This window comes from Candidatus Minimicrobia sp. QA0096, assembly GCF_963967315.1.
Taxonomy (GTDB): domain Bacteria; phylum Patescibacteriota; class Saccharimonadia; order Saccharimonadales; family Saccharimonadaceae; genus Nanosynbacter.
On record NZ_OZ017288.1, the window covers coordinates 537,175 to 561,622 of the forward strand.

A 24,448-nucleotide genomic window follows, 5' to 3' on the forward strand; every position below is an offset into this window, starting at 1 on the left:
CAAATATAAGTGGTAAAATGGGTATTATGAAAAACGAGTTGGTAAAAATTGCTAGAAAAACGCTACCTCAAGGAGCTTTGGAAAAAACCGAAAACGCCTATAGAGTTGCGCGCACGAAGATGATTAGCCTAAGATATGGCAATCCAGCTCGTGGCTTGAGAATTATTGCAGTAACAGGGACGAACGGGAAAACTACGACTGCTTGTTATATCAATGAGATCTTGAAAGAAGCTGGTTTTAAGACTGCATTATTTACGACGGCGGTGATTGAAATTGCTGGCAAGGAAAAGATAAATGATTTGAATGCGACAGTTCCGACTGTAGCGAGGCTATTCAGCTTTTTCCAGACAGCTCAGCGTGAAGGCGTGGAATATGTGATTTTAGAGGCAACAAGTCACGCTTTATCACAGCATAAGTTTGACGGCGTGCCAATTGAAGCGGCGGTGATGACTAATTTGACTCAAGACCATTTGGATTATCACAAGACGATGGAAGCTTACGCGGCGGCTAAGGCTAAGTTGTTTGAGAAAAAACCGAAATATATCGTGCTGAATCGCGATGACGAGTGGTTTGAATATTTTGATAAGTTTACGGCTTCTGGCGAGAAAATGACTTACGGAACGAATCCGGAAGCTGAAGCTCACTTGACGCACGTTAAGTTATATAAAAAGGGAACAGAGGCGAGTCTGCTGATTGATCATCAAACTCATTTGGAGTTGGCGACTAATTTGCCTGGCGAATTTAACGTGATGAATATGTCGGCTGCGGTGTCGTTGGCATATTTGTTGGGGATAAAGTTGGAAGATATCCAAGAGGGCGTGGCGAATTTGGAAGCGATTCCTGGACGATTCGAGCGAGTAGAAAATAAGATTGGAATTGATATTATTGTGGATTATGCTCACACGCCAGACGCGTTGGAAAAATTGCTAAAAACCACTCATAAAATTACCAAGGGGCGATTAACTTTGGTGTTTGGTGCGTGTGGTGACAGAGATAAGACAAAGCGACCGATTATGGGCGAGCTGGCGGCTAATTTGGCAGATAGGATTTTTCTAACTGACGAGGAAAGCTATAACGAAAATCCAGATGAAATTCGGGCAATGATTCGTCAGGGAATTGAGCGAACGAAAAAGGCTCATAAAATGACGGAAATTGCTGATCGAAAACAGGCGATTTATCAAGCTCTGAGGTCGGCTGTTCGTGGCGATACGGTTCTGATTACGGGTATGGGTCATGAGCAGTACCGAATTGTGAATGGCAAGCGAATTCCGTGGAACGACAAGAAAGTCGTTCAGGAAATTATTTCTGAGATTGAGAAAAAGAGTCGTAAAATTTCGCTTTAATCTGTTTCCAGCTTTGTGATTGGCGAACTAATTTTTCTACATCGCTTGGGTCGAGCAGCAATTCTTTCACGGCGTCTTCAAGGTAAATGCCGCCCTGTGAGCCTTTGAATAGAATTGTCGTATCTTTAATGTCGCTATTTTTCAGGAATTCTCCAGCTTCAAGCGCCGTGTCAAAAGAAATTACTTTACAGCCATTTTTTTCAGCGATTGGCGCGAGGTGTTTCTTAGCCATTTTACCGACAGTGATGAGCGATTCTAGCTGTTTAGGGTCGCAAATTTCACCGATTTTTTTATGCTCCGATTCGGATGTTTCGCCCAGTTCATTCATATCTCCCAATACGGCAATCTTGTGATCGGCGGAGATGGAATAGAGTGTTTTTAGCGAATTTTCCATGGCAATAGGGCTGGCGTTGTAAGTGTCGTCCAGTAATGTGCAACCGCGTATGCCACGTAAAATATTCATTCTGCCTGAAACTGGTCTGATTTTTGTTAAAGCCGATGCAACTTCTTCAATATTCATTCCGCAAGCCAATCCCGCCGCCGCCGCGCCAGTGATTGAGCGGATGTTGTGTTTGCCCAATACAGAAATATTTATATCCTGAGAAGTTTTTTCGGAGTGTCTTAAATTGACAATACAGCCAGTATCTGTAGTCTTTTTAATTTCCAGGAAAACATCAGCGGATCCATCGCCGTAACTTACGCGATTTCCAACTATGAGATTATGATATTTTTCATCGATATCGTGAAGGTTGAAGATGGTTTTTTTAGCGACCTGGCTAATGGACAGTTCCTCATGAGCTACCGTATCCATATTTTTGAAAAACTCCATATGTTCAGGTGCAACAGAGGTAATTATGGCAATGTCGGGCTGGATATAGCGCATAAAAGTAGCCATTTCACCAGGGCAATCAATACCACATTCTTGAATAATTATATCTGGAGATTCGGGGTTTTTTATGCTGGCGTGTGCTGCGGAGAAGACTTTTAGCCAGGCTAGGGGAGATTTGGCGTTTTTTGGCCCGTCTACGCCTAAGATTTCCAGCGGCGCACTTAAGGTTGTGTTCAAATTGCCACGACTATGGCGCACGGTGAATTTTTCTGATAGAACAGTGGCGGTTGCTGATTTTACGCTAGTTTTACCAACGCTGCCGACTACAGCAATTAGTTTAGTGTCAGGATGAGATTTAAGATATTTTTTTACATAAGAGCCGAGAATTGTTTCTAAGAGATGTTTGAATAATTGCATGGAGTTATTATAACAGATTGAGGAACAGTAGGGAGAAGGGTGTGAGGTTGCCTCTTTAATGATTTTATGGTATTATAGCAACCATTGTATGGAGATTGCTAGAGAATCAGGAGTAGCTGAGATTGCTTGGGGGATTGTTGAATCTTCCGAATACCAAGAAAGACTGCGTGAAATTGTATTAGGAATAGGGCGAGCTGCAACCAGAGATTTTAATCCGGAAAGTTCATATCGATTAGTGGATAGATATGTCGCGTCAGGTGTGGCGGATGATACTTTAAGAGAAAGAAGCGACACAGACAAAATGCCGAAAGATAGAGTGCTGGAGTTGATACAGATCATGCCTTATTGGATTCGATCGGAGGAGAATCTCGAGTCTTATAGGAACGGGGCATTTTATGAACGTAATAATAAGATAAAAGAAAAAGAGACGGTCGTAGCCTTTAATAAAATTCTGCGGACTATTATCAGCGAAGGACAATACACTCGTAAGTCAGAGCTTATATCGGATATTGAAAATGCTATGAATCATCTTGATTATAGTGATAAAGAGGTTAAAAATGCGCATAGATTTTTAAATTATGTAATTAATGGTATGCGCCATGAAATCGCCGCTGAGATGGCCCTAAATGAGGTTGAGGGAGTACAAGCTGTTTATACATCTAGCGTTGAAGGCGACCTTGCTGGGACTGATATTTTGGTTGAATATGTAAGAGACGGTAATATATATGTATTTGGTTTTGATATAAAATCAACGAAAACCGCAGCACGTAAGGCTAATAATGATAAGTATTGCATGGACTACCGTGCTATCTGGTCTGGCTTTAATCACAAGGCTGGTGACTTTGGCTATGATGAAGATGGCTTAATTCCTAAGAAGCGTGTTATTAGAGGAAAGATTTCATATTATAAGGGTGTTCTTGAAGAGATGGTCAGAGAAGAAGATTGTAAAAGACAAAATAATTAGCACTCACACTTGACGAGTGCTAATTTGTTGCGCTACAATAAATGTATTGTTAACGAAATGGAGGATAACGTGAGTACACCTATTAAGCCTCTTGGCGACCGTGTTGTAGCGGTGCGTGAAGAAGCAAAGACTCAGACAGCGAGCGGAATTTACTTGCCTGATAACGCTAAAGAAAAGCCAGTAGTTGCGGAAGTTAAAGCAGTTGGCGGCGATGTGAAGAACGTCAAAGTCGGTGATCGAATTGTCTATAAGGAATATTCGACTACGGATTTGAAAATTGACGGCACGGAATATTTGGTTGTTCGCGAAGAAGATATTTTAGCAACGGTTGTTGGATAAAAAGGGGAGTTTAATTATGGCAAAAAAAGTTTTTTATGATGACGATGCGCGAAATCGCGTGCTTGGCGGCGCTAAGTCACTATACGACGCAGTTAAGGTAACTTACGGTCCAAAGGGTCGCAATGTTGTGATTGCGAAGGGTTTTGGTGGACCAACTGTTACTCATGACGGCGTAACTGTGGCTGAAGGAATTGAATTGCCAGAAAATGATGACGAAACGCTGGGCTATAAAGTCGGTGCCGATTTAATCAAACAGGCCGCTAAGAACTTGAACAAGCAAGCAGGCGACGGCACAACGACTGTAACGGTGTTGACGTACTCGATTTTGAAAGAGGCAAATCGATTGATTGCGGCTGGACATAATCCGATGGAACTTAGGAAAGGTATCGAGCAAGCTGGCGCGGAAATTGTTAAAGAATTGAACAAATTGGCTGAGCCGATTGAAGGCAAGTCTGATCGCGTGGCTGAAGTTGCTACGATTTCGGCGGGTGATGCAGAAATTGGTAAATTGATTGCTGGCGTAATCGAGAAAGTTGGCAAAGACGGCGTAGTTACTGTTGAGGCTGGTCAAGGCTTGGAGCTGGAAGCTGAAGTTGTCGAAGGTTTTAGCTTGGACAAGGGTTGGGTGAGTCCGTTCTTTGTTACTGATGCGGGTCGTCAGGAGGCTGTGTACGAAAAGCCAGCGATTTTGATTACCGATAAGAAGATTTCTAGTGTACAAGAATTCTTGCCAATGTTGGAAAAATTGGCACAAAGCGGTAAAAAGGACGTTGTTCTGATTGCTGATGAAGTTGAAGGCGAAGCTTTGAGCATTTTGGTCTTGAACAAATTGAAGGGCGTATTCAATACCGTAGCTGTTAAGGCGCCAAGTTTCGGTGATCGTCGTAAAGATGTTCTTCGTGATATCGCTGTGCTGACTGGCGCGATTGTGATTTCTGAAGATCACGGATTGACATTCGAAAACGCTGGCTTGGAAGTTTTGGGTTCGGCGCGCAAGGTGATTGTTGGTAAAGACGAAACGACAATTATCGAAGGCGCGGGCAAGCCTTCAGGCGTGAAGGAGCGAATTGCTGAGATTAAATCGCTTTCAGAAAATGCTTCAAGTGAGTATGAAAAAGAACAATTCGACAAGCGTGCCGCGGCATTATCTGGCAAGGTTGCGGTTATTAAGGTTGGTGGCGCGACTGAGACTGAAATTGACGAAAAGAAATTCCGCGTTGATGACGCCGTGGCGGCTACTAAGGCGGCTTTGGCTGAGGGAATTGTTGCTGGTGGTGGCGTAACTTTGGTCAATTTGGCTGGCAATCTAAAAGTTAGCGGCGCAGATAGTTTGTCGGTCGGTCGACAGATCTTGAAAGACGCTCTGAAGCAACCGTTCTTGCAGATTATGAAAAACGCCGGGTTGAATGCTGATGCACTGCTTGCTCAAGTTGAATCTGGCAAACCTGGATTCGGCGTTAACGTTATGAAGCCAGAAGACGGTCTGATTGACGTGAAGAAGGCTGGTGTTATTGATCCAGCTCGTGTGACTAAAGAAGCTGTTCAAAACGCAGTATCAATTGCATCAACTGCGGCAACTATGGGCGCTTTGGTGGTTGATATTCCAGAGGCTGAGGTTGCAGCTGCTCCTGGCGGTATGCCGGGAATGGGTATGATGTAAATCTGCCCCGAGCAATAAAAATCCCGCCGAAAATGGCGGGTTTTTATTTTGGAGGAATGGACTATCGAGGATTTGATAAGTAGTCGATTTCTTTAATGATATCCAGTAGAGCCTGTGCGCGGCGAGCTTCATCGACAATAGCTACAGCAGCGTCGTGTGCTGGTGCGATCAGAGTTTTATCGTCCGTAGAACGAAGAAGTAATAGGTAAGTGTCAAACTTTTCCTCTGGAGAAACATCTAGCTTGTCGACTAATGGACGCAACTCGTTCAAGGCAGTTTGCTTAATCGTATCAAGCGTAGGATCTGCGGCTGCAGCTGGAGCTGGTGTGCTGACTGTTGGAGTTGGCATAACTGACTCTGGAGCGGCAGGCTTCGCTATATCATCAATAGCAGGCTCATCGTTTTGATCCGTAGCGACAGGATCCGGTGAGATGGTTGCAGGATTAATTACAGGTGAAGCTGTAGCATTTGTTTCTTCGAACTGTAAATTATTGTCTGTATTTTGTGATACGCCAGCTAATACCTTAGCCAGTTCTTGGTCGTCACTGAATGATTGATTAGCTTGAGAATCCATTATAACCCACCTTATATATTAAATTGTTTAAGCTTATATATGTTACACTATAACATGAGTTAACAAAGGAGCGCAAGATGTTAGATGATATGAATGTGATAAAACAATATGATCCAGGCGACGTTTTGAGCGGCGTTTTGAATATCCCAGAACAAGCTCGATATGAGGTGTCGATCCACGAAGGCGCGAACCAGCGTCGAGATTTCAAGAATATTGTGATCGCGGGAATGGGCGGTTCGGCTTTAGCGGCTGATATGGTTCGAGTTTTGACCGCGGGCTGGTTGCATATTCCACTTGAAGTGGTGAAGGGCTATGATTTGCCGGGGTTCGTGAGCGAGGAAACGTTGGTTATTGCGGTTAGTCATTCGGGCAATACCGAGGAAACTCTGAGTTGCTATCAGCAAGCATTGGAAAAGAAGGCATGTCTGGCGGCTATGTCGATTGGTGGAGCGTTGATTGAGCGAGCGAAAAATGACAATGTAACTTACGCTCAAGTTCCAGCTGGCGCGCAGCCACGAATGTCGACGGTTTACCATTTGCGAGGATTATTGAAACTATTACAACATTTTTGGGTGATTGATAATGATTTGTACGATCAGGTGAAAAATAGCGCTGATTGGTTGGCGGGCGAGATATCTAATTGGACAGCCAAAACGCCAGAAGCTGATAATTTGGCGAAGCAGATTGCGAAATTAACAATTGGCAAGACGTTGGTTGTTTTTGGCGGTGAACTGACTTGGCCGCTGGCGTATAAATGGAAGATCAGCTGGAATGAATCGGCGAAGAATTTGGCGTTCTCGAATCAATATCCAGAATTTAATCATAACGAGTTTATCGGCTGGTCGTCGCATCCAGTAGAAAAGCCGTTTACGGTTTTTGATATTCGTAGCAATTTGGAGCGGGACAGAATCCGCGAGCGAATGGAGCTGAGCGACCGACTGTTAAGTGGCAAGCGACCAAAAGCGCACGTACTGGAACTTCGAGGAAAGACGCTTATGGAACAATTACTGTGGGGTTTGGTGCTGGCTGACGCGGCTAGTATTTACACAGCCATTCTCAATGGAGTCAATCCTGGTCCAGTTCAGTTGATTGAAAAATTGAAAGCGGAACTTAGTTAATTTAATATCGTAGAGATTCGATTGGGTCGCGTCTGGTGGCGCGGGCTGCTGGATATACGCCAGAAATTACGCCGATGATTATTGATAGTCCAATTGATAAGACGGCTGTTTGCCAATAAATATAAGGTGTGAGAGGTAAATATAAGCTGGCAATATAAGCTCCCACCAAGCCTAATCCATAGCCCAATATTCCGCCGAGGAATCCGATGATCGCTGCCTCGATTAAGAATTGATTGATGATATCCCAGCCTGTGGCGCCGACGGCTCGTCTGACGCCGACTTCACGCTGGCGCTCGGCGACATTGACAAGCATCACGTTCATAACGCCTATTCCACCGATTAACAGAGAAATAATACCGATGACAGTTAAGATTATCGAGAGAAACCTCGCGACATTAGACTTCTTTTCGTTTATCTCTTCACCGGAAACGATTCGATAATTCTTATCACTATCATGATTCTTCTTCAAAATATCGTCAGCCGATTTTATGACTGAATTGAGATTTTTATAATCTTTGGTAGTTACGATGATTTGCTGAATCTGCGGCGTTCCTTGGGTGAATTTTTTAATCACAGACAATGGAATAATGGCGGCGTTATTAAAATTCACGTCCAAATAACTGGCTTGATTTTCAATATTCTTCAACACGCCAACAACGGTCAATGGTTGATTTCGGATGTAAATAACGTTTCCGATGGATCTTTCGGTGCCGAACAAATCGACCGACAATTGCTGACCGACGACAACTCCGCCGATGTCGTTAATAAATTGCCCAGTAGCAATTTGCAAATTAGCGACGTCTTTTAGCGATTCCGTACTGCCGATTAACGCGGCGTTTTGGATATCGACTTTACCTTCGCGGGCGCGCAGTTCGGCGTGCAGAAATGCAATTGGCGCAGCTTTTGTATTGGCAATTTTTTCTATATCCCTGGCGTCCGTTTCAGTCAATGTGTTGACTGTCGTCGTGTTGTCGGATTCGGTCAGTAGATTCGGGATGGCTTTTTGATTGCCAGACTTAACAATAGCGACAGGAGCAGATGATTGGTTGGAATTGTCGCCTAATAGGTGATTAAATCCGCCAGTTAGAGATAGAACCATGGTGATGCTGGCGATGCCAATAGCTACGCCTACAATTGTCAAAAATGTTCGTCCACGATTAGCTCGTAGCGCCTGAGTAGCGTTTTCAAAATGATTTTTTACTAATATTTTCACGATTTTTTCGCCCTCGATTTCTTTGAAGACTTTTGCTTCTTAGGTTTTTCTTCTTTTTCGTCGTCTACAATTAACTTCTTAGTGAACTTGCGCTTTTCCTTATGCTCGTCAGTGTCGATTTTTCCGTCCAGCATGGTGATGACGCGACTGGCATAATGAGTCAATTCTGGGTTGTGAGTAACCATAATTATAGTATTGCCGCGACGATGTAGGTCGGACAATTCTTCCATAATGAGATGACTCGATTTGCTATCCAAATTTCCTGTTGGTTCATCGGCTAAGATAATTGACGGGCTATTAACCAGCGCTCTAGCAATTGCTACGCGCTGAACCTGACCGCCGGATAATTGATGTGGCATGTAATATTCGCGTTGTCCCAGATGAAAAGTTTTCAGAATGCGGCTAGCTTCTTGAAGTCGTTTAACTTTCCCGAGTCCTTTATACGTTAGCGGCAATGCTACGTTTTCAATTACAGTCAGGCGAGGGATAAGATTGAAATTCTGGAAAACGAAGCCGATGTGTTTGGAGCGAATTTTGGCGCGTCGTCGCGAACTGAGATTGTCGACAGCGACATCATCCAGATAATATTCGCCCTCTGACGGCTGGTCTAATAGTCCAAGGGTGTTTAATAGAGTAGTTTTTCCGCAGCCGCTTGGGCCCATAATAGCGATAAATTCACCCTTTTTAACGGTTAAATCGACGTTATCTAAGGCGCGAATCTCAGCATCACCAAAGCCAAATTTTTTAGTGACATTAACAAGTCTAATGCGTGGTGGAATAGTTTCTTTCATCTTTGACTTATTATAGAGAATGAATGTTATTAAGTGCAACCATAAGAGATAATAAAATTGTGGTATAATTATCAACAAGGAAGGGTGCAGGAGTGGTTGAACTGGCACGCCTGGAACGCGTGTAACGGAGCAATCTGTTCGAGGGTTCGAATCCCTCTCCTTCCGCCAAGAGATATTTGAGAGGGTATTATAGAAACAAGAAAACATTATACGTACTTAATCAATATTTTGATAGACGCATATAATGCTGGTAAGCTACCAGAGATAAAAGATATTATTGTCGAACCTGAATATGGGTATGTGGCGTCAATTGAGTATAATTCTGGAGAACACAGAGTTTTATATGGACATGATCCTGGGTTTAATTCAGGAAGTGCAGAGCAATTAGCTAATGATAAGGGGTATACAAAGTTTTTGCTTAGAGAAAATGGCATAGATTGTGCAAGAGGTTCTGAATTTCTTTTACCTTGGTGGGCGGATATGTTGCGTCAATCAGACCGTCAGCAGTTTAATCACTCTATGCGTGACACAAAAGAAGCCCTTGGCTATATTGATAAATCTTTAGGATTTCCTGTCTATGTTAAACCTAGCAGAGGTTCTCAAGGAGTTGGTGTAGCTAGAGTTGAAACCGCTGAAGAACTTGATAAGCTTCTTAATCAGTATAACGAGGAGCGTGTTAAAGTAGCTGTCATTGAAGAAGAATTAAAAATGCCTGACTATCGTATATTGGTTTTTGATGATGAGGTAGTTAGTGCCTATGAGAGACGACCTTTTTCTGTTAAGGGTGATGGAGTAAGTAATTTAGAACAGCTAATTGATTTGAAACATAAGACCTTGGTAGATTCTGGTAGAGATATACATTTTGAAAGACAGCTACCTATAATTATGAATAAATTAGAGAAAATGGGTCTGTCTATGACCGATATTATACCGGAAGGCACAGATGTTCGGTTGATGGATATATCAAATTTATCAGCAGGAGGAATGCCAGTTGATGTCGGTGAAGTTATGCATCAGCGGTGGCGAGATCTAGCTGTCAGGGTGGCAAGAATCTTTGATTTACGAATATGTGGGGTTGATTTGGCGTGTAAGGATATTACGCAATCAGATAGCGAATACGGCGTAATAGAGGTAAACGCAACGCCTGGTGTCAAACAATTTATGGCAAGCGGTGTGGCTCAGCAGGAAAAGCTAGAAGATATTTTTGTTAAATTCTTCCGAACATTATAATGATCTACCTTGCCGCAAATTCACTCACCAAATAAAACGACCCAGCAATAACGACGTACGTATCAAGCTGCTGGGCTTTCTCGATGGCTTTTGTGAGAGCTCTGTCTGGATTGTATTCAATCTCGACTGCAAATTTCATACCGTATCTGATTATAGCAAAAATAGGTTGTAATTTTTACTAAATAGCTTGCAAAACACTAGATATAGCGGCTATAGTTATTATTGTACGCTATATATATAGCGAGCCCATAAATAAACAAAAACACAAGCTACGAAGATAAGCCACCAGATGAGGTGCTGGTGGTTTGTTTTTAAGAGGGAAAATTAAGGAGGGTATGTGAAAGAAATTAACGTAGTCAAACGCGACGGAACAAAAGAGCCGTTTGATGCAAATAAAATTAACACGGCTATTTTAAAAGCATGCGAAGGTTTGCCGGACCAAATTTCTAAGGTCGTTCAAGTTGCGACTGAATTGCAATTGACATTATTTGATGGAATTACGACCGAACAACTAGACGAGGCTGTCATTCAAACAGTTTTACAAAACGTTAAAGACGACCCAGACTATGATAAAATCGCGGCACGATTATTATTGAAAACTGTCTATAAGCAGATTTTGGGCGATTATGAGACGGCGGAAGAATTGAAAAAGCTTCATGCGCGCGAATTTCCGAAGTTCGTTAAGTCGGCAGTAAAAGAAGGATTGTTGGATAATCGCATGGCTGACGGTCGATTTGATCTGAAAAAGCTGGCGGCGGAACTTGATCCAGCGCGTGATGATTTGAGTAAATATTTGGGTGTGGTGACCAATAAAAACCGCTACGCTCTTCGTAAGCAAAACGGCTCACCAATTGAAACGCCTCAGTTTACGCACATGCGAATTGCTATGGGGCTTAGTTACAACGAGGCTGATCCGACCACTGCAGCGATTGAGTTTTATAATCACATGAGTAATTTGGAATACGTTCCGGGTGGCTCAACGCGAGTTAATGCTGGCGGTTCGTTCCCACAGCTCAGTAACTGTTTCTTGCTTAATGTCGATGATGATATGGAGTCAATTGCTAAGGCTGTTCGCGACACAATGTGGATTGCTAAAGGCACGGGCGGAATTGGTATTGGTTTTACAAAGCTACGCGCAGCTGGCAGTCCAGTTAAAACCACCAACACTGAATCGACTGGACCAATTCCATTTATGAAGATGATTGATACGGCGCTGTTTGCGGTTTCTCGTAAGGGAAAAAAGGCTGGTGCAGCTGCAATTTACATGGAAAACTGGCACCTTAATTTTGATCAATTTATCGATCTTCGTCAAAACTCTGGCGACCCATATCTACGAACCAGATTTGCAAATACCGCGGTATTTATCTCTGACGAATTTATGAAGCGAGTAGAAAAAGATCAAGATTGGTATTTGTTTGATCCAGCGGAAACTCCAGATTTGACGGAATTATACGGCGAAGAATTTTCGGCGCGATATAAAGAATATATCAAGATGGCAGAAGCTGGAAAATTGCGTGCGTTTGATAAAGTTCCAGCTCGTCAGCAATTTAAGCGCATTTTGACTAGTTTGCAGGCGACATCACATCCGTGGCTGACTTGGAAAGACACGATTAACGTGCGAGCATTAAATAACAATACGGGCACAATTCACCTCAGTAACTTGTGTACGGAAATTACATTACCGCAGGATAAAAATAATATTGCGACGTGTAATTTGGTGAGCATTAATTTGTCGGCATTTCTCGGTGAGGATAAAACTTGGGATTGGGATAGATTGAAAGAAGCGGCTCGTGCGGCAGTGCGACAATTGGACAATTTGTGCGACATCACTCAAACGCCAATTCCAGAAGCGATGCATTCGAATCAACAAACTCGAGCAATTGGCCTCGGGATTATGGGTCTTTCTGACGTATTGGAGAAGTTGGGCTATTGCTACGAATCAAAAGAATCTTACGATTTGGTTGATCAATTGACAGAGTTCATTAGCTATCACGCGATTGACCAGTCGGCTGATTTGGCAAAGGAATTGGGTAGTTATCCAACATTCGCGGGTAGCGGCTGGAGCAAGGGCCTTCTTCCGATTGATACGGTTGATAAATTGTCGAAAGATCGCGGCGTGAAGGTGAAAATAGACCAAAAGACGCGACTGGACTGGGACAGTTTGCGAAAGAAGGTGAAGAAGGGAATGCGAAATGCGACTCTTATGGCAATTGCGCCGACGGCTAATATTGGGCATGTGGCGGGAACGACTCCTGGAATTGATCCGCAATTTGCACAGATTTTCAGTCGCTCGACTTTGAATGGTAAGTTTTTGGAAGTGAACCATAATTTAGTTCGCGATTTGAAGAAGCTTGGTCTGTGGGATGATTTGAAAGATGAGATTTTTGCAGCTCAAGGCGATATTCAAGATATTGACGGCATTCCGCAAAACATCAAGGATGTTTATAAGACAAGCTTCCAGCTCAGTCCGTACGCATTTATTGAAGTGGCAGCCAGGGCTCAGAAGTGGGTGGATCAGGCGATTTCTCGAAATATGTACCTGGAGACGCGAGATATTGATGAATATGTGAAGATTTATTCAGAAGCGTGGAAGCGTGGCTTGAAAACGACATATTATCTACACGTTAAGCCGCGTCATCAGTCGGAGCAAACGACGGTTTCAGTTGATAAAATTGCAGAACAAAAAGTCCGTACAAATAGTAAAGTGCGCGGATTTGGATTTGCGAAAATTAATAAATAAAGGAGGAAATTAAGATGGGAATTTTAGGTTCAGGATTACGCGATGGATTGTCACTTCACCCAATTCGTTACCCTTGGGCGTATGATCTTTATAATCAAGCAGTGGCTAACACGTGGTTTCCAAACGAAGTTCAATTAGTCCAAGATTTGGCAGATTTTGAAAAATTGTCAGATGATGAAAAACACGCCTTAAAAACAGTGATTAGCTATTTGAACCCAAACGAGTTATTGATCAATAAATCATTGGCGTTTGGTATTTATCCATACGTGAACGCGGCGGAAGCTCAACTATATTTGTCGAAACAGATGTGGGAAGAAGCTAACCACTTTATGACGTTTGAATACATTATTGAGACATTTCCGTTTGATCGCGAGGAAATTTATGCTGCGGGATTTGGTAAAAAATCATTAGCCGACAAAGCTGACTTCCAGAATAAGCATTTGGATGTGATGCTTGATCCGAATTTGGATATTTATTCGCTGGAAGGTAAGAAAGATTTTGTTCGTTCATTGGTAGCATATAACATCGTGCTTGAGGGAATTTGGTTCTATTCAGGCTTTATGGTTGGTATGAGTTTCCGCCAGCGTAATTTGTTGCGCAACGTTGGCTCGCTACTGGACTGGATTACTCGCGATGAAAATCTTCACTTGACGTTTGGTATCAATTTGCTTTTGACAATTTTGGACGAGAACCCAGAATTGCAAACACAGGAATTTGCAGAAGAAATTCGTGGCTTGATTCTGCAGGCAGTGGAGCTTGAGAAGGCTTACAATAAGGATATGCTACCAAAGGGAATTTTGGGATTGAATGCTGATTATGTCAATCAGTATGTTATGCATATGACCGACCGTCGCTTGCAAGAATTAGGTTTTGAGCCTGAATATAACGTGCCAAATCCAGCTAAATGGATGGCAGCTGCCAATGATACGCTGGAATTGGTGAATTTCTTTGAAAGCACAAACACTAGTTACGAAGTTAATACCACGAAGTAATGGGAGTTGATGATATGAACGAATTAGCGAAAGAAATATTAGATACAGTCGAAGTTGGTGCGTTGGCTACTGTTAATTCTGATAGGACGCCACTGGTGACACCAATACATTTTGCACGATTGGGTGATTCGATAGTTTGGATATCAGAGCCGACTGCGCGCCATTCGGAGAATGCGTTTCGAAACGGTAAGGCAGAATTTGTGGTTTGGGATGATAAAAAGCGAGCAGTTTTCTTAAAAACTAACGTGACTGAACTTCCAGAATCTGAAAAAGAGGCGGCAATGGCAGCTTATAAAGAGAAGTTGGCTGATTTTATGCCACGTTGTCAAAATCCGCAAATATACGTTGCACCGATTGGTGAACTTGATGAAAAAACTACAACGGGCAATTGGCTGCATTTTATTGCATAAGCACTATATCTAGCGTAAAATTAGTTAAGTAACTACTAAATATAGGGGAAAATGAAAATGAACGCAAATCAGATTATTACTGATGACATGACTTTGGAAGAAAAATTGAGCGCCATTGACGCAGCTCTTAAAGCGGCGCAGGAAGCGGCTGATGATCAAGCAAAGTCGAACGGCACTGTTGCGGCACCAGTTGACCCAGCAAGTTTGACTATTTGTGACGGTTGCGAATAGAGTTTCGAGCAGCGTTTTACTATTGACAGCATAGCCAATTATGTTGTATAATTAAGAGTATCATGAAAACAATTGAGACTCTTTCAGGATCTGAGGCTATGAAAGAAATTGAGCCACAGAGAGAGGGTTTTTCTCTGGCGGTTGCGCTTGGTTCTCTCAAGAAATGGGTGTGTGGTAGACGAGAAAAGTACGGCAAACCTTTTGGATTAACTAACAATTCAGCGGTAGAAAAACTTGAGGCAGCTGGAGAAGAATTGGGATTGCCAGAAACAGACGTTCGTCTTTCCTCTGGACTTAAGCTGTTGATGGGCTTAATGCATGGCAAAAAGGAAGTTGAAATAATTGGCGAAGATATCTTAATTGAAGCCGCTAAAAGGGTTAAAGAAGAAGGTAAGGGAAGTGTTATAGCCGCCAACACATTTCAATGGAGAAGATGTTCCTACGGCTAGTTATTTGGCGTCTTTGTTGAACAAAATTAATATTGGCGTAGCGTCGACTAATAGAGATTGGATTAAGAAGGGTGTTGGCGGAATCAACCTAGAGGCTATACAATACAGTATCTTGCGTTTGGCGCTAAAAACTTTTTTGGTGTGTCATATGAATGGGTAGATAAAAAGAGTAAAAAACCAGTTCACTTTTCAACAGACCATTACGAAGAAGCGGTTAAATTTGTTGAGGATGGTGGATCTTTGGTTTTGGCTGGATATTCAGCGGATGACTCAGTAGGCTCAAAGCCTCGCAGTGAAATGGGCTCTGCAGCGATTCATACGGCATTGAAATCTGGCGCAGACTTGATATTTGTTTACGTATCGTCAGAGGACAAGAAACTTACTATTAGGGTCATGGAAGATGAGGGTGGTATGCTTGCGGCGTTTAGCAATTCATATAGAAAGGCGCTAGATATGAAGGATTCTGCTGCATCCGAGTGTTTATTATCGTCATGCAAAGAGTACTTAAAAGACAGCGAAATAGGTAGGGTTATAGCAGAAGAATATAAGCGTCGATCAGATAAAAATAAAGCTAAGTAAGTGTCCGCAAGGTTCTAGTTATTGACAAAATAAAAATAATGTGATATCATTTCACTATATAAATAATTAAAACAAAAAGGAATAAAATGGCTGAAGAAAAAGATATTCACGGACTTACTGAAGGCGTATTGAGTCGAGACGATATGTCGGCGTTGACTTACGTATTGCAACACGTGAAAGGATCTAGCCCAAGTTCGGCGACGAAATTAAGTCTGGAACTGGAAGAACTTGATGAAACAGCGTAGGGATTTAGCTAGATAATAATCCACCTCTGTTGTATACTGGACAGTATGGAACAGATTATTTCTCAAGTAGTGAAGCAACTTTTTGATCAAGATATATCAGTGCAATTGACGCGTCCTGATCCGAAGTTTGGTGACTTTGCTACAAATGTGGCATTGCAATTGGCTAAGCCGCTGGGAAAAAATCCGCGTGAAATTGCGGAGATGATTGCTGAAAATCTGCGCAAGGAAGAGGAGTTTAGTGAAGTAAGCGTGGCTGGTCCAGGTTTTATCAATGTAAAGCTGAGCGATCAATCCGTTCTAAATTCTTTGAAAAAAGAGCCAACGACGAAGCGCGCCGGTCAGACGGTTGTAATTGAAACCAATTGTCCGAATCCATTTAAGGCTATGCATATCGGACACGCTTTGAATGCGATTTTGGCGGACACGATGGCTAATTTGTTGGCGGTTGATGGCGCAATTGTGCATCGAGTGAGTTATCACGGTGATGTCGGAACACATGTTGGTAAAAGTATGTGGGCGATTTTGCGTGAGATTGACGGCGATGTGAATAAATTGAACGAAATCCCAGCTGATAAGCGAAATGAATTTATGAGTCGCATGTACGTTGAAGGTGCGCGTGCGGCGAAAGAATCTCCAGAGGCGAAAGCAGAAATTGATGAACTAGCCAAGCAATCATTCGTCTTGGATGATCCACTATATAAACAAGTTTACGAAATCTGTAAAAGTTGGAGTTTTGACGAAATTGACTCTAATGTTGGGCGACTTGGAAACGTGCCAATTGAGCGACGTTACGTTGAGAGCGAAACTGAAGAATTGGGAAAATCTTTGATTAAAGAGAAAACTCCAGAGGTGTTTACCAAATCTGACGGTGCGTATGTTTTTAAGGGTAGCAAATACGGCGCGTTTGATAACGTGTTTATTGGATCTCATGGCAATGGCCTTTATGGCGCGCATGATATGGGATTAATTCAGTTGAAGTATAAGGATTACCCAGATTTGGACTTATCGATTACAGTAAACGCCGAGGAGCAAGCAGCGTACTTCCGTGGCGTGATTGCGGCTAGTGAATTGTCGATTCCGGTTTTGAAGGGAAAATTGTTCAATTACGCGACTGGCTTTGTTAAATTGGCAACTGGAAAGATGAGTTCGCGAACGGGTGAGGTTGTTACAATTGGCTGGCTGTTCGATGAGTTTAAGAAGGCAATTGAAAATGCTGGTGGTGAGCCAACCGACGACGTGATTGCTGGCGCGCTTCGTTATCAATTCTTGAAAGTGAAGATCGGCGGTGACGTCATATTTGATATTAATGACGCGGTAAGTTTGACGGGAAATACGGGAAGCTACCTGCAATACGCCCATGCTCGAGCGCGAGGCATTTTAACTAAATCCGATAAAGAAATTGCCTTTCCGACAGAGTTGTTTGACGAAGATAAGATGCTGGTCAGAAAGTTGAGCGAGTATGTGGACGTGGTTGATCGCGCTAAGGAAAGTCTGGAGCCTCATTACATTTGTACGTATTTGTTTGAATTGGCTCAGGAATTCAATCGATATTACGAGAAAAATCAGGTTATTGGTAGTGACAAAGAGGCGCACCGCGTAGGAATCGTGGCAATTTACGCCGACATTCTTAAGGCTGGACTGGCTATTTTGGGAATCGTGGCACCAGAACGGTTGTAAAATATACTATATTAGTATATAATATGCCTTTATGAATGAGCGAGGCGAGCAGTCGGATAAACGTCAAGATAGATGCAATCAATACTTATCATCGCAATTATTAACTCCGAGAAGTGATATAGCAGAGAAAAGAGGCATTAAGCGAGAACTCTTATTAGAGTCAGAGAAGCTTTGTGGCATAAAAAATGTGTACAAAAAGTCAGATAAGACGTTTGATGATGTAGCGGAAGCGGCTAAATCTGTTGCAGAGCTTGTTCGTGAAACACTTTATTTTAGGTCAACGGGTAATTTTTCAAGTCCGCTTGAAGCAGTAAACATCGCCAAAGACGAAGCTGCTAATTGTTATGGACATACAATTGTTGCGTCAGAATGTTTAGAAAAGTTAGGAATTGAACATTTTATTAGTTACGCAAATCAACACACGTTCATCACACTATTTGATCGTAGTAGTAATAGGTCGTTTATAATAGATGTTTTGACAGAGGAGTTGCGCTGTGAAATGACTGACGCTATTGGCTTTGATGGAATAGATCCGGTTGAGCAGTTGTATTGTGGTGAACTCAGGGCTAATAGTACTTTATATACAGATTTATTATTGCAGAAATTGCCCTCGTCTGTTAATAGAGGTGATTTTGTAGCTCGACGAGAATGGTTGATGTTCTCGGATGGTATAAAATATCGAGATGGCTACGGAAGAAATGCACGACTACAGATGCTTACTCTGCCGTCTATTCCAGGTAGATTATTATTGCTAGATGAATATAATGCTCGAATTGATCAGTTGAATGGGCGATATAAAGAGGCTGCGGATAAAATAGTAGACTTGTCTGGTATATATTTGGATGTTGATTCTCGGAATGATTTGAAAGAAGCGGATAAATTATGTAGAGAATTAATAAAACAAGGCAGTGGTGATTTGGCTGTTCAAGTAGCGTCCGTGGTAAATGATAGTTTGTTGTCGGGAGATTCTTCAAAGAACAGGCTGTTTCTTCCTGATGTTGTGCGTAAAGTAGCTAAACATGATAGGGATATTAACTTATTAAATGAGGCAATTAGGTTGTATAAGGAAATTATCAATAGTAAACCTAAGTATGATAGCTTGGCTGTGGGGAAGTTAAGGGTTGCCGAAAAGTTGCTGAGGTCTATGAAGGCTGCTGGTTCGATTGTGTGCGATGCTACCTGTGATAAAATTAGTGAATAAATATCTAATAAAAGGAGTTTTATAGTTATGAAATCTTCAGAATCAACTAAAGGTTCAAAAGTATCAGCTAAGAAATTAGCTTCGAAGAGCGTAAAAGCCGCGGCGAAAGTTGCCGCTCTTAAAGAGAAGAAAATTGTAAGTGCAGCTATAAAAGATACTCACATGGCTGGATTTGTTAATTTTATTCGCGAACAGGGCGTCGTCGGTATGGCGGTTGGTTTGGCAATCGGTACCGCAGCTGGTGATACTGTGAAAAAATTGGTAACAGCATTTATTGATCCGCTAGTGCAGCTGGTTGTTGGTTCTCAGCAAGGGTTACAATCAGCTTCATTCACAGTTGAAGTTGCTGGACGTAAAGGTGAGTTTTTATACGGCGCATTTGTTAGCTCGTTAATCACGTTGATAGCCGTTGCGTTTGTTGTATATGCAATCATTCACTTCTTGAAACTCGATAAATTAGATAAGAAAAAGGATTAAAACCTTAACTAATAAGCGTGCCTACTGATTCTCCGCGGGTTGCGCGGAGAATATTTCCGTCTGTAAGCAAATCACAAATTACAACTGGAATATGTTCGTCCATTGCTAGTCCAATTGCCGCCTTATCCATAACGGCAATGTTAGGATTTGTCAGGGCTTCTTGGTAAGATAAATGATCAATTTTTACGGCGTCAGGGAATTTCATAGGATCTTTATCATAAACTCCGTCAACCTTTGTCGTTTTAATTACGGCGTCACATTGCATTTCTAGTGCTAAGTTTAAGGCTGCAGTATCGGTGGTCAAGAACGGCCGACCAGTGCCGCACGCCACAATAACGATGCGATTTTTCTTAATATGGCTAATGGCGCGTCGGAAAGTATAGTGGTCAATAAATTGATTGACTTCAACCGTAGATAATGCGCGAGTTGGCAGTCCTGCGTCATTTAATACGTCAGCTAGAGCAATTGCATTCATTAGCGTAGAAAGCATCCCGATATTATGTGCGGAAACAGGTTGAATTCCGTGACCGATAATTTGATTGCCACGAACATAATTGCCGCCGCCAACCATAATTACAATTTCAGCCCCGTCGTCCAGCGCTGGTCGAATTTGTTCGGCAATCCAGCGAGCGCGTTTTGGGTCAAAGCCGCTGGCGAATTCGCCTTGAAGTTGTTCACCTGATAATTTGAGTAGGATGCGTTTTGTCATGACACCAGTGTATCATAGCGCGCTTGAAAAATAACATAAATGCAAAAGGGAGGCGGCAGTGTAATACAAATTGCGATTTTGCTATACAAATATTCGTTTTTTAAGTTAGACAAACTAGACAAGAAAAAGCTAAGACGCTTACGTTTGCTATTTTACTTTCTCCTATCTACAATGTGAGTATAAAGGAGAGAGTAGTGTGAAAGATGGAGTTCGGCGGCCGGGCTATTTACGTAGATCGCAAGAACCTAGCAGTAGCCATTTATTGAGTCGAAATATTGAAAGATCCAGTCAACCGTCGTATAGTTATGGTGAACCGCCCGAACAGAGGCGACAGCGTTTAAAAGAATTGCGGGAACGGTACAGTAAACTACCGGAAACTCCTTTTGCTGACTATGATCTTGGTGACAAAAAACTACCTGCATATAAGCACAAAGCAGAGATATTAGACACATTATCGGAAAGTAAAATATCCTGGTTGTGCGGACCGACGGGTAGTGGTAAAACGACACAAACTGCTCAGTATGCACTGGAGCGGTTTGATCGTGTCGTGGTGTTGATGCCGCGGCGGGTTATTGTCGATAATGTTACTGAATATGTCGAGAAGAGTTTGCGTGAACAGCTTGGCGAACAATATCCTAATCACTTGGTGGGCAAGATTCACGGACGTGCCACTGAAGCGACGCCGGACACTAGGCTCTGTTTCATGACTCCAGCAACGTTTACGAAAAAGCTGGAACAATTTTCTAGCGACTGGCAGGACGAGAAGACGCTTATCCTGGTTGATGAAATACATGAAGCCAATTTGGAGATGGAATTTGCTACCGCTCTGGCGGCAAAATCGATAGAGAATACCGGCAAATGGCATATGGCTTTTTCTAGTGCCACGCCTGATACAGAAGTTTCTCAGGCGATGTACGAAGATATTAATGGGTCAGAACTACCAGTCGTAACCATTAAGGGTCGGCCGCATGATATTGATATTGAAGAAGATAAGGTGAATACCGTATCCGAAGCTTACCTTGAATATGGTAAGGACTCGAAAAAATCACTAATCTTTGTTGAAGGCGTGAGGAGTATTGATGAGACCATTGCGTCAATCAAACGTCATACTCGCCATCAATCCGGGAAAATACGATTTTTCAAACTACATTCTGGCATATCAGAAGCCGTGCGCCGAGAGATTTTTACTGCCAAACCAGCAGAAGATGAGTCGTTTGTCATCGTTTCGACCTCGGCTGGACAGTCTGGTATTACCATCTCCGAGGTTGATTTGGTGCTGTCAAATGGACTGACGAAGAGTAAAGAAATTGGTGAAGAGGGCACGGAGGGGTTGCCACCTCGATTGTGTACTCAAGCAGAGCTGATGCAGCAGGCGGGGCGGGGCGGTCGTGATATTGATGGCGCTAAGTTTGTATTGGCTCGTCCGATATCTTACGATAAGATTTATTTGCCAGATGAGCTGAAAGGATTTTATGATATTGCGTCCCGCGAACAGCATATTCCACCGGAGATATATCACACGAATATTGTGCGCAACGTTTTGTCGGCTATCCATCTGAATGGTAATTTTGAGGATCTGAACCGATACCTGATGCATCCTGTTGCTAGTAAAAAAGTTATTCAAGAGTCGTACGATTTGCTGGAAACCCTGGAAGCAATTGATGGAGAAGGGCAGATCACAAAAATTGGTGAGTTTATGGATAGTTTATCATTGTCGCCAGAACTTTCTCGGTCATTAGCAGAAATGATTAAGAATGGGGGAAGCTTACGTGAAGTGTTGGCATTATCGGCCATGGCAGCCTCCGTCTCGGGTGGTGGCTTTGCCGCCTGGCATCAACCAAAGGAATTGTTCCAGGAATTTGTCAGCCCCGATACAACAGATGACTTTTTTGCCGAATACGATGCTTTTTTGAAAACCAGAGAGATTTATGACGGCTGTCGTACTGACAATGACGTCTACCTGACTAATGGTATTGATCCCAATAAGGCGGATAATATTCACTATCAATTTAATAAAATATGTCGGCGCCTGTCGGTTAATCCAAACGATATCAACATGGGTGAACTAAACAGCGAGGAAAAACACAATATATCGGTGGCTTTGGTGCGCGGGTTTCAGGAATTATTGTATACCAAAGCTGGTAGTCGGCGCATTGGACGAACAACGGTTAATCAATACAAGAATGTTCATACTGGCGAACGTGGTATTTCTGAGTATGAAATTAGTTCGCACAGCTTAGTGCGACGTATGGGCTCGGAGGCGTTGAAGTTGGCCCTGGCTTTACCGTGGTGGTATGATACGCGTGATGGTCGTCGATACACACTCAACACAATTTTACCAGTAACCAAGAATCAAGTTGCTCAAGCCTTGAGTAGCAGCGCTGTGTCTGAATCCCTTGGTGATAGAGTTGCTCCTAATGGTGACTTGGTTCGTGTGACGCGGCCGAAAGTCGGCTCACTGATACTCGGTCCAGAGCGGCAGCAAAAAATCCCCGCCATAACAGATGAGCAAATCGCGCTGATAGTGGACGCAATGAAAAACAAGGCTAATAAACAAGTAAGAGTATTGTTTGATTTACAACATCAGCGAGTTATCACCAAGGGTCAATTGCATCAGGTCCTAGACGGGTCTGCGGTAAATAGTCACAATGTCCATGAGGCGGAGGCTAAGGTTTGGGCTGAAGTGCAGAATGTGTTAACGAGCGAGCAGCAAGAAGCTTTTTATGGTCAGATAAACAGATAACGAGTGTATAATAGATAGTATGAGTAAGGCGAAAAAGATTTTATGGGTGGATTTGGAGATGACTGGATTAGATCCAGTGCGTGATGAGATTTTGGAAGTGGCGGCAATTGTGACTGATTGGAATTTTAAGGAAATTGCGACGTATGAAGGAATTGTGCGCCATGATTCGGAAAAGCTGGCTAAGTTGTTAGATCGAAATGCTGGTTTTTGGAATGAGCATCCGGAAGCGCGACGCGGGCTGGAGGAGCAGAATGAATCGGGCAAGCCTTTGGCGGAAATAGAACGCGAATTGTTGGCGTTTTGTGATGAGCATTTTACGGGTGAAACGAAGATTTTGTTAGCAGGTAATTCAATTCATCAAGATAGGCGATTTATTGACCAATGGTGGCCGACGTTGTCAAAAAAACTACATTATCGTGTGCTTGATGTGAGTGCGTGGAAGGTGGTATTTGAAGGCAAATACGGTAAGAAATTCGCCAAGCCAGAAGATCATCGAGCGTTGGAAGACATCCGCGGCAGCATTATGGAACTTGAATATTATTTGAAAAAGGTAAAGGTATGACACATAAACAATTTGAAGAATTTATCCTAAGCTTGCCGGGCGTATGGCTGGATTATCCGTTTGGCGAGGATGTTGCGGTGTATAAATTTGGTCGAGATAATGACGGTACAGGGAAAATGGTAGCATTGGTGACGGAAGGTTCAAAGCCTCTCAGAGTAAGCCTAAAATGCGATCCGTTGTTGGCGCAGAATTTACGAGAAAAATACGAAACGGTTTTACCAGGCTATCACTTAAACAAGAAGCATTGGAATACAATTATTTGTTCAGGTCAATTGACTGACGAAGAGGTCTTTGATTTGGTGAGGTTGAGCTATCGATTAGTCTCGGAAGCTTAATCTGCTTTAATGATTTGATTGATCTGCTTCTGAATATTCTCTAAATCGCCAGCAGTTTTTACTAGCCATTCGCGCATCTTTTTTGACTTGGTGGACTTGTACACCTTTTTCATCATGTTGATTGTGTCTGTTATTTGCACATTCATCTCATGGGCATAGGTAATATCCAATTGCGTGTTCAGAAGGGCTTCGTCCAATTTTTTCTCTAATTTTTCTGACGGATCTAGAGCGAGGATGTCCTTCTGTTTCTCCTTGTAATTGATACCGGTTGCTTGGAGCGCTTCGCCCATTGAGGCATCCGCAGTAGTCAGCACTGCAACCAGAGAACTGTTGGTGGTCTGCAGACTGGTCGACCGGAACTTATTATTGTATTTTTTGGAAATAGTGAATAACTTATTAACGCGCGCTGCAACTTGTGACGGGTTGGCGTTCGGCATGGAATCTTGTGAAAAAACGAATATCGCGATTAGGGTTATCAAGCCGATAAAGCTCAAAATAGCGATGATGATTTTGGTTTTTTTATCAAAACCTTCCGCTGGCGGAGGTGTGGCAATTTGATTCAGATAATCGATACCTTGAGGTTGGTTGTTCAAATTGTCAGGATACATATTTCTATTTAA

The 24,448-nt window shown here is 42.6% G+C and carries 26 protein-coding genes and 1 tRNA gene; 20 read left to right on the top strand and 7 right to left on the bottom strand.

Translation table 11 applies throughout. The features are described from left to right. Positions 1-17: 17 nt before the first annotated feature. The gene (locus tag AACH20_RS02890) at positions 18-1,343 is read left to right on the top strand and encodes a UDP-N-acetylmuramoyl-L-alanyl-D-glutamate--2,6-diaminopimelate ligase (protein WP_338503985.1); all 1,326 of its coding nucleotides are present in this window, start codon (positions 18-20) and stop codon (positions 1,341-1,343) included. On the opposite strand, the gene AACH20_RS02895 is transcribed toward AACH20_RS02890, so the two are convergent. Continuing rightward, positions 1,300-2,589, bottom strand: a complete 1,290-nt coding sequence (locus tag AACH20_RS02895; RefSeq protein ID WP_338503987.1) for a UDP-N-acetylmuramoyl-tripeptide--D-alanyl-D-alanine ligase — start codon at positions 2,587-2,589, stop codon at positions 1,300-1,302. The two genes, AACH20_RS02890 and AACH20_RS02895, sit on opposite strands and share 44 nt — an antisense overlap. Positions 2,590-2,677: 88 nt before the next feature. Between AACH20_RS02895 and AACH20_RS02900 the strand changes: the two genes are divergently transcribed. The 3 genes from AACH20_RS02900 to groL all read left to right on the top strand — a co-directional run bounded on the left by AACH20_RS02900 (position 2,678) and on the right by groL (position 5,552). Continuing rightward, a complete protein-coding gene (locus AACH20_RS02900; RefSeq protein WP_338503989.1) occupies positions 2,678-3,553 on the top strand; it encodes a hypothetical protein in 876 nt (291 codons plus the stop codon). A 69-nt stretch (positions 3,554-3,622) separates the two neighbouring features. Beyond that, entirely contained in the window at positions 3,623-3,892 is a 270-nt protein-coding gene (locus AACH20_RS02905; RefSeq protein ID WP_232272958.1) for a co-chaperone GroES, read from the top strand. Positions 3,893-3,908: 16 nt separating this feature from the next. Further along, on the top strand, positions 3,909-5,552 hold the full coding sequence (groL, locus tag AACH20_RS02910) for a chaperonin GroEL (RefSeq protein ID WP_338503991.1): 1,644 nt from the start codon (positions 3,909-3,911) through the stop codon (positions 5,550-5,552). Between the two features lie 61 nt (positions 5,553-5,613). On the opposite strand, the gene AACH20_RS02915 is transcribed toward groL, so the two are convergent. After that, a complete protein-coding gene (locus AACH20_RS02915) occupies positions 5,614-6,126 on the bottom strand; it encodes a hypothetical protein (RefSeq protein WP_338503993.1) in 513 nt (170 codons plus the stop codon). Positions 6,127-6,203: 77 nt separating this feature from the next. Between AACH20_RS02915 and AACH20_RS02920 the strand changes: the two genes are divergently transcribed. Beyond that, positions 6,204-7,244 (top strand): bifunctional phosphoglucose/phosphomannose isomerase, encoded by a 1,041-nt coding sequence (locus AACH20_RS02920; RefSeq protein WP_338503995.1) that lies wholly within the window; start codon positions 6,204-6,206, stop codon positions 7,242-7,244. A gap of 1 nt (position 7,245) precedes the next feature. Here AACH20_RS02920 and AACH20_RS02925 read toward each other — a convergent pair whose 3' ends face one another. Both AACH20_RS02925 and AACH20_RS02930 read right to left on the bottom strand, forming a co-directional pair. Beyond that, complete coding sequence (locus AACH20_RS02925; protein WP_338503997.1) at positions 7,246-8,457, bottom strand: ABC transporter permease; 1,212 nt, start codon at positions 8,455-8,457, stop codon at positions 7,246-7,248. Then, positions 8,454-9,248: an ABC transporter ATP-binding protein gene (locus tag AACH20_RS02930; protein WP_129634543.1), complete on the bottom strand. Its 795-nt coding sequence runs from the start codon at positions 9,246-9,248 to the stop codon at positions 8,454-8,456. Before AACH20_RS02930 ends, AACH20_RS02925 begins: the two co-directional genes overlap by 4 nt. Positions 9,249-9,326: 78 nt before the next feature. On the opposite strand from AACH20_RS02930, the gene AACH20_RS02935 reads away from it, so the two are divergent. Next, positions 9,327-9,416, top strand: a tRNA-Ser gene (locus tag AACH20_RS02935). A gap of 60 nt (positions 9,417-9,476) precedes the next feature. Then, positions 9,477-10,478 (top strand): hypothetical protein, encoded by a 1,002-nt coding sequence (locus AACH20_RS02940; protein WP_338504002.1) that lies wholly within the window; start codon positions 9,477-9,479, stop codon positions 10,476-10,478. A gap of 4 nt (positions 10,479-10,482) precedes the next feature. Here the strand turns inward: AACH20_RS02940 and AACH20_RS02945 are convergent, their stop codons facing one another. After that, positions 10,483-10,617 (bottom strand): hypothetical protein, encoded by a 135-nt coding sequence (locus AACH20_RS02945; protein ID WP_338504004.1) that lies wholly within the window; start codon positions 10,615-10,617, stop codon positions 10,483-10,485. A 198-nt stretch (positions 10,618-10,815) separates the two neighbouring features. On the opposite strand from AACH20_RS02945, the gene AACH20_RS02950 reads away from it, so the two are divergent. The 10 genes from AACH20_RS02950 (at position 10,816) to AACH20_RS02995 (ending at position 19,479) form a co-directional block, all read left to right on the top strand. Continuing rightward, on the top strand, positions 10,816-13,218 hold the full coding sequence (locus AACH20_RS02950; RefSeq protein ID WP_338504006.1) for a ribonucleoside-diphosphate reductase subunit alpha: 2,403 nt from the start codon (positions 10,816-10,818) through the stop codon (positions 13,216-13,218). A 14-nt stretch (positions 13,219-13,232) separates the two neighbouring features. Next, positions 13,233-14,210, top strand: a complete 978-nt coding sequence (locus AACH20_RS02955; RefSeq protein WP_039327939.1) for a ribonucleotide-diphosphate reductase subunit beta — start codon at positions 13,233-13,235, stop codon at positions 14,208-14,210. A 14-nt stretch (positions 14,211-14,224) separates the two neighbouring features. Continuing rightward, on the top strand, positions 14,225-14,620 hold the full coding sequence (locus AACH20_RS02960; RefSeq protein WP_338504010.1) for a pyridoxamine 5'-phosphate oxidase family protein: 396 nt from the start codon (positions 14,225-14,227) through the stop codon (positions 14,618-14,620). A 51-nt stretch (positions 14,621-14,671) separates the two neighbouring features. Continuing rightward, positions 14,672-14,851 carry a hypothetical protein gene (locus tag AACH20_RS02965; RefSeq protein WP_129634555.1) on the top strand — a complete coding sequence of 60 codons (180 nt, stop codon included), beginning with the start codon at positions 14,672-14,674 and terminating at the stop codon, positions 14,849-14,851. A 62-nt stretch (positions 14,852-14,913) separates the two neighbouring features. Next, positions 14,914-15,300 (top strand): hypothetical protein, encoded by a 387-nt coding sequence (locus tag AACH20_RS02970; RefSeq protein WP_338504013.1) that lies wholly within the window; start codon positions 14,914-14,916, stop codon positions 15,298-15,300. A 141-nt stretch (positions 15,301-15,441) separates the two neighbouring features. Then, entirely contained in the window at positions 15,442-15,879 is a 438-nt protein-coding gene (locus AACH20_RS02975) for a hypothetical protein (protein WP_338504015.1), read from the top strand. An 86-nt stretch (positions 15,880-15,965) separates the two neighbouring features. Further along, on the top strand, positions 15,966-16,124 hold the full coding sequence (locus AACH20_RS02980; protein WP_164999857.1) for a hypothetical protein: 159 nt from the start codon (positions 15,966-15,968) through the stop codon (positions 16,122-16,124). A gap of 45 nt (positions 16,125-16,169) precedes the next feature. Then, positions 16,170-17,801 carry an arginine--tRNA ligase gene (gene argS / locus AACH20_RS02985; protein WP_338504018.1) on the top strand — a complete coding sequence of 544 codons (1,632 nt, stop codon included), beginning with the start codon at positions 16,170-16,172 and terminating at the stop codon, positions 17,799-17,801. Between the two features lie 31 nt (positions 17,802-17,832). Continuing rightward, positions 17,833-19,002 carry a hypothetical protein gene (locus AACH20_RS02990; RefSeq protein ID WP_338504020.1) on the top strand — a complete coding sequence of 390 codons (1,170 nt, stop codon included), beginning with the start codon at positions 17,833-17,835 and terminating at the stop codon, positions 19,000-19,002. Positions 19,003-19,029: 27 nt separating this feature from the next. After that, entirely contained in the window at positions 19,030-19,479 is a 450-nt protein-coding gene (locus AACH20_RS02995) for an MscL family protein (RefSeq protein ID WP_338504022.1), read from the top strand. Between the two features lie 4 nt (positions 19,480-19,483). Here AACH20_RS02995 and pyrH read toward each other — a convergent pair whose 3' ends face one another. Further along, positions 19,484-20,188 (bottom strand): UMP kinase, encoded by a 705-nt coding sequence (pyrH, locus tag AACH20_RS03000; RefSeq protein WP_338504024.1) that lies wholly within the window; start codon positions 20,186-20,188, stop codon positions 19,484-19,486. A 196-nt stretch (positions 20,189-20,384) separates the two neighbouring features. On the opposite strand from pyrH, the gene AACH20_RS03005 reads away from it, so the two are divergent. From AACH20_RS03005 to AACH20_RS03015, 3 genes are read left to right on the top strand one after another with little or no spacing between them, the layout of a single operon-like run. Next, positions 20,385-22,931, top strand: a complete 2,547-nt coding sequence (locus AACH20_RS03005) for a helicase-related protein (protein WP_338504026.1) — start codon at positions 20,385-20,387, stop codon at positions 22,929-22,931. Positions 22,932-22,950: 19 nt separating this feature from the next. Continuing rightward, positions 22,951-23,493: an oligoribonuclease gene (orn, locus tag AACH20_RS03010; protein WP_338504028.1), complete on the top strand. Its 543-nt coding sequence runs from the start codon at positions 22,951-22,953 to the stop codon at positions 23,491-23,493. Further along, on the top strand, positions 23,490-23,828 hold the full coding sequence (locus tag AACH20_RS03015) for an MmcQ/YjbR family DNA-binding protein (RefSeq protein WP_338504030.1): 339 nt from the start codon (positions 23,490-23,492) through the stop codon (positions 23,826-23,828). Before orn ends, AACH20_RS03015 begins: the two co-directional genes overlap by 4 nt. Here AACH20_RS03015 and AACH20_RS03020 read toward each other — a convergent pair. Then, the gene (locus AACH20_RS03020) at positions 23,825-24,436 is read right to left on the bottom strand and encodes a hypothetical protein (RefSeq protein WP_338504032.1); all 612 of its coding nucleotides are present in this window, start codon (positions 24,434-24,436) and stop codon (positions 23,825-23,827) included. The genes AACH20_RS03015 and AACH20_RS03020 overlap by 4 nt on opposite strands. Between the last annotated feature and the right edge of the window lie 12 nt (positions 24,437-24,448).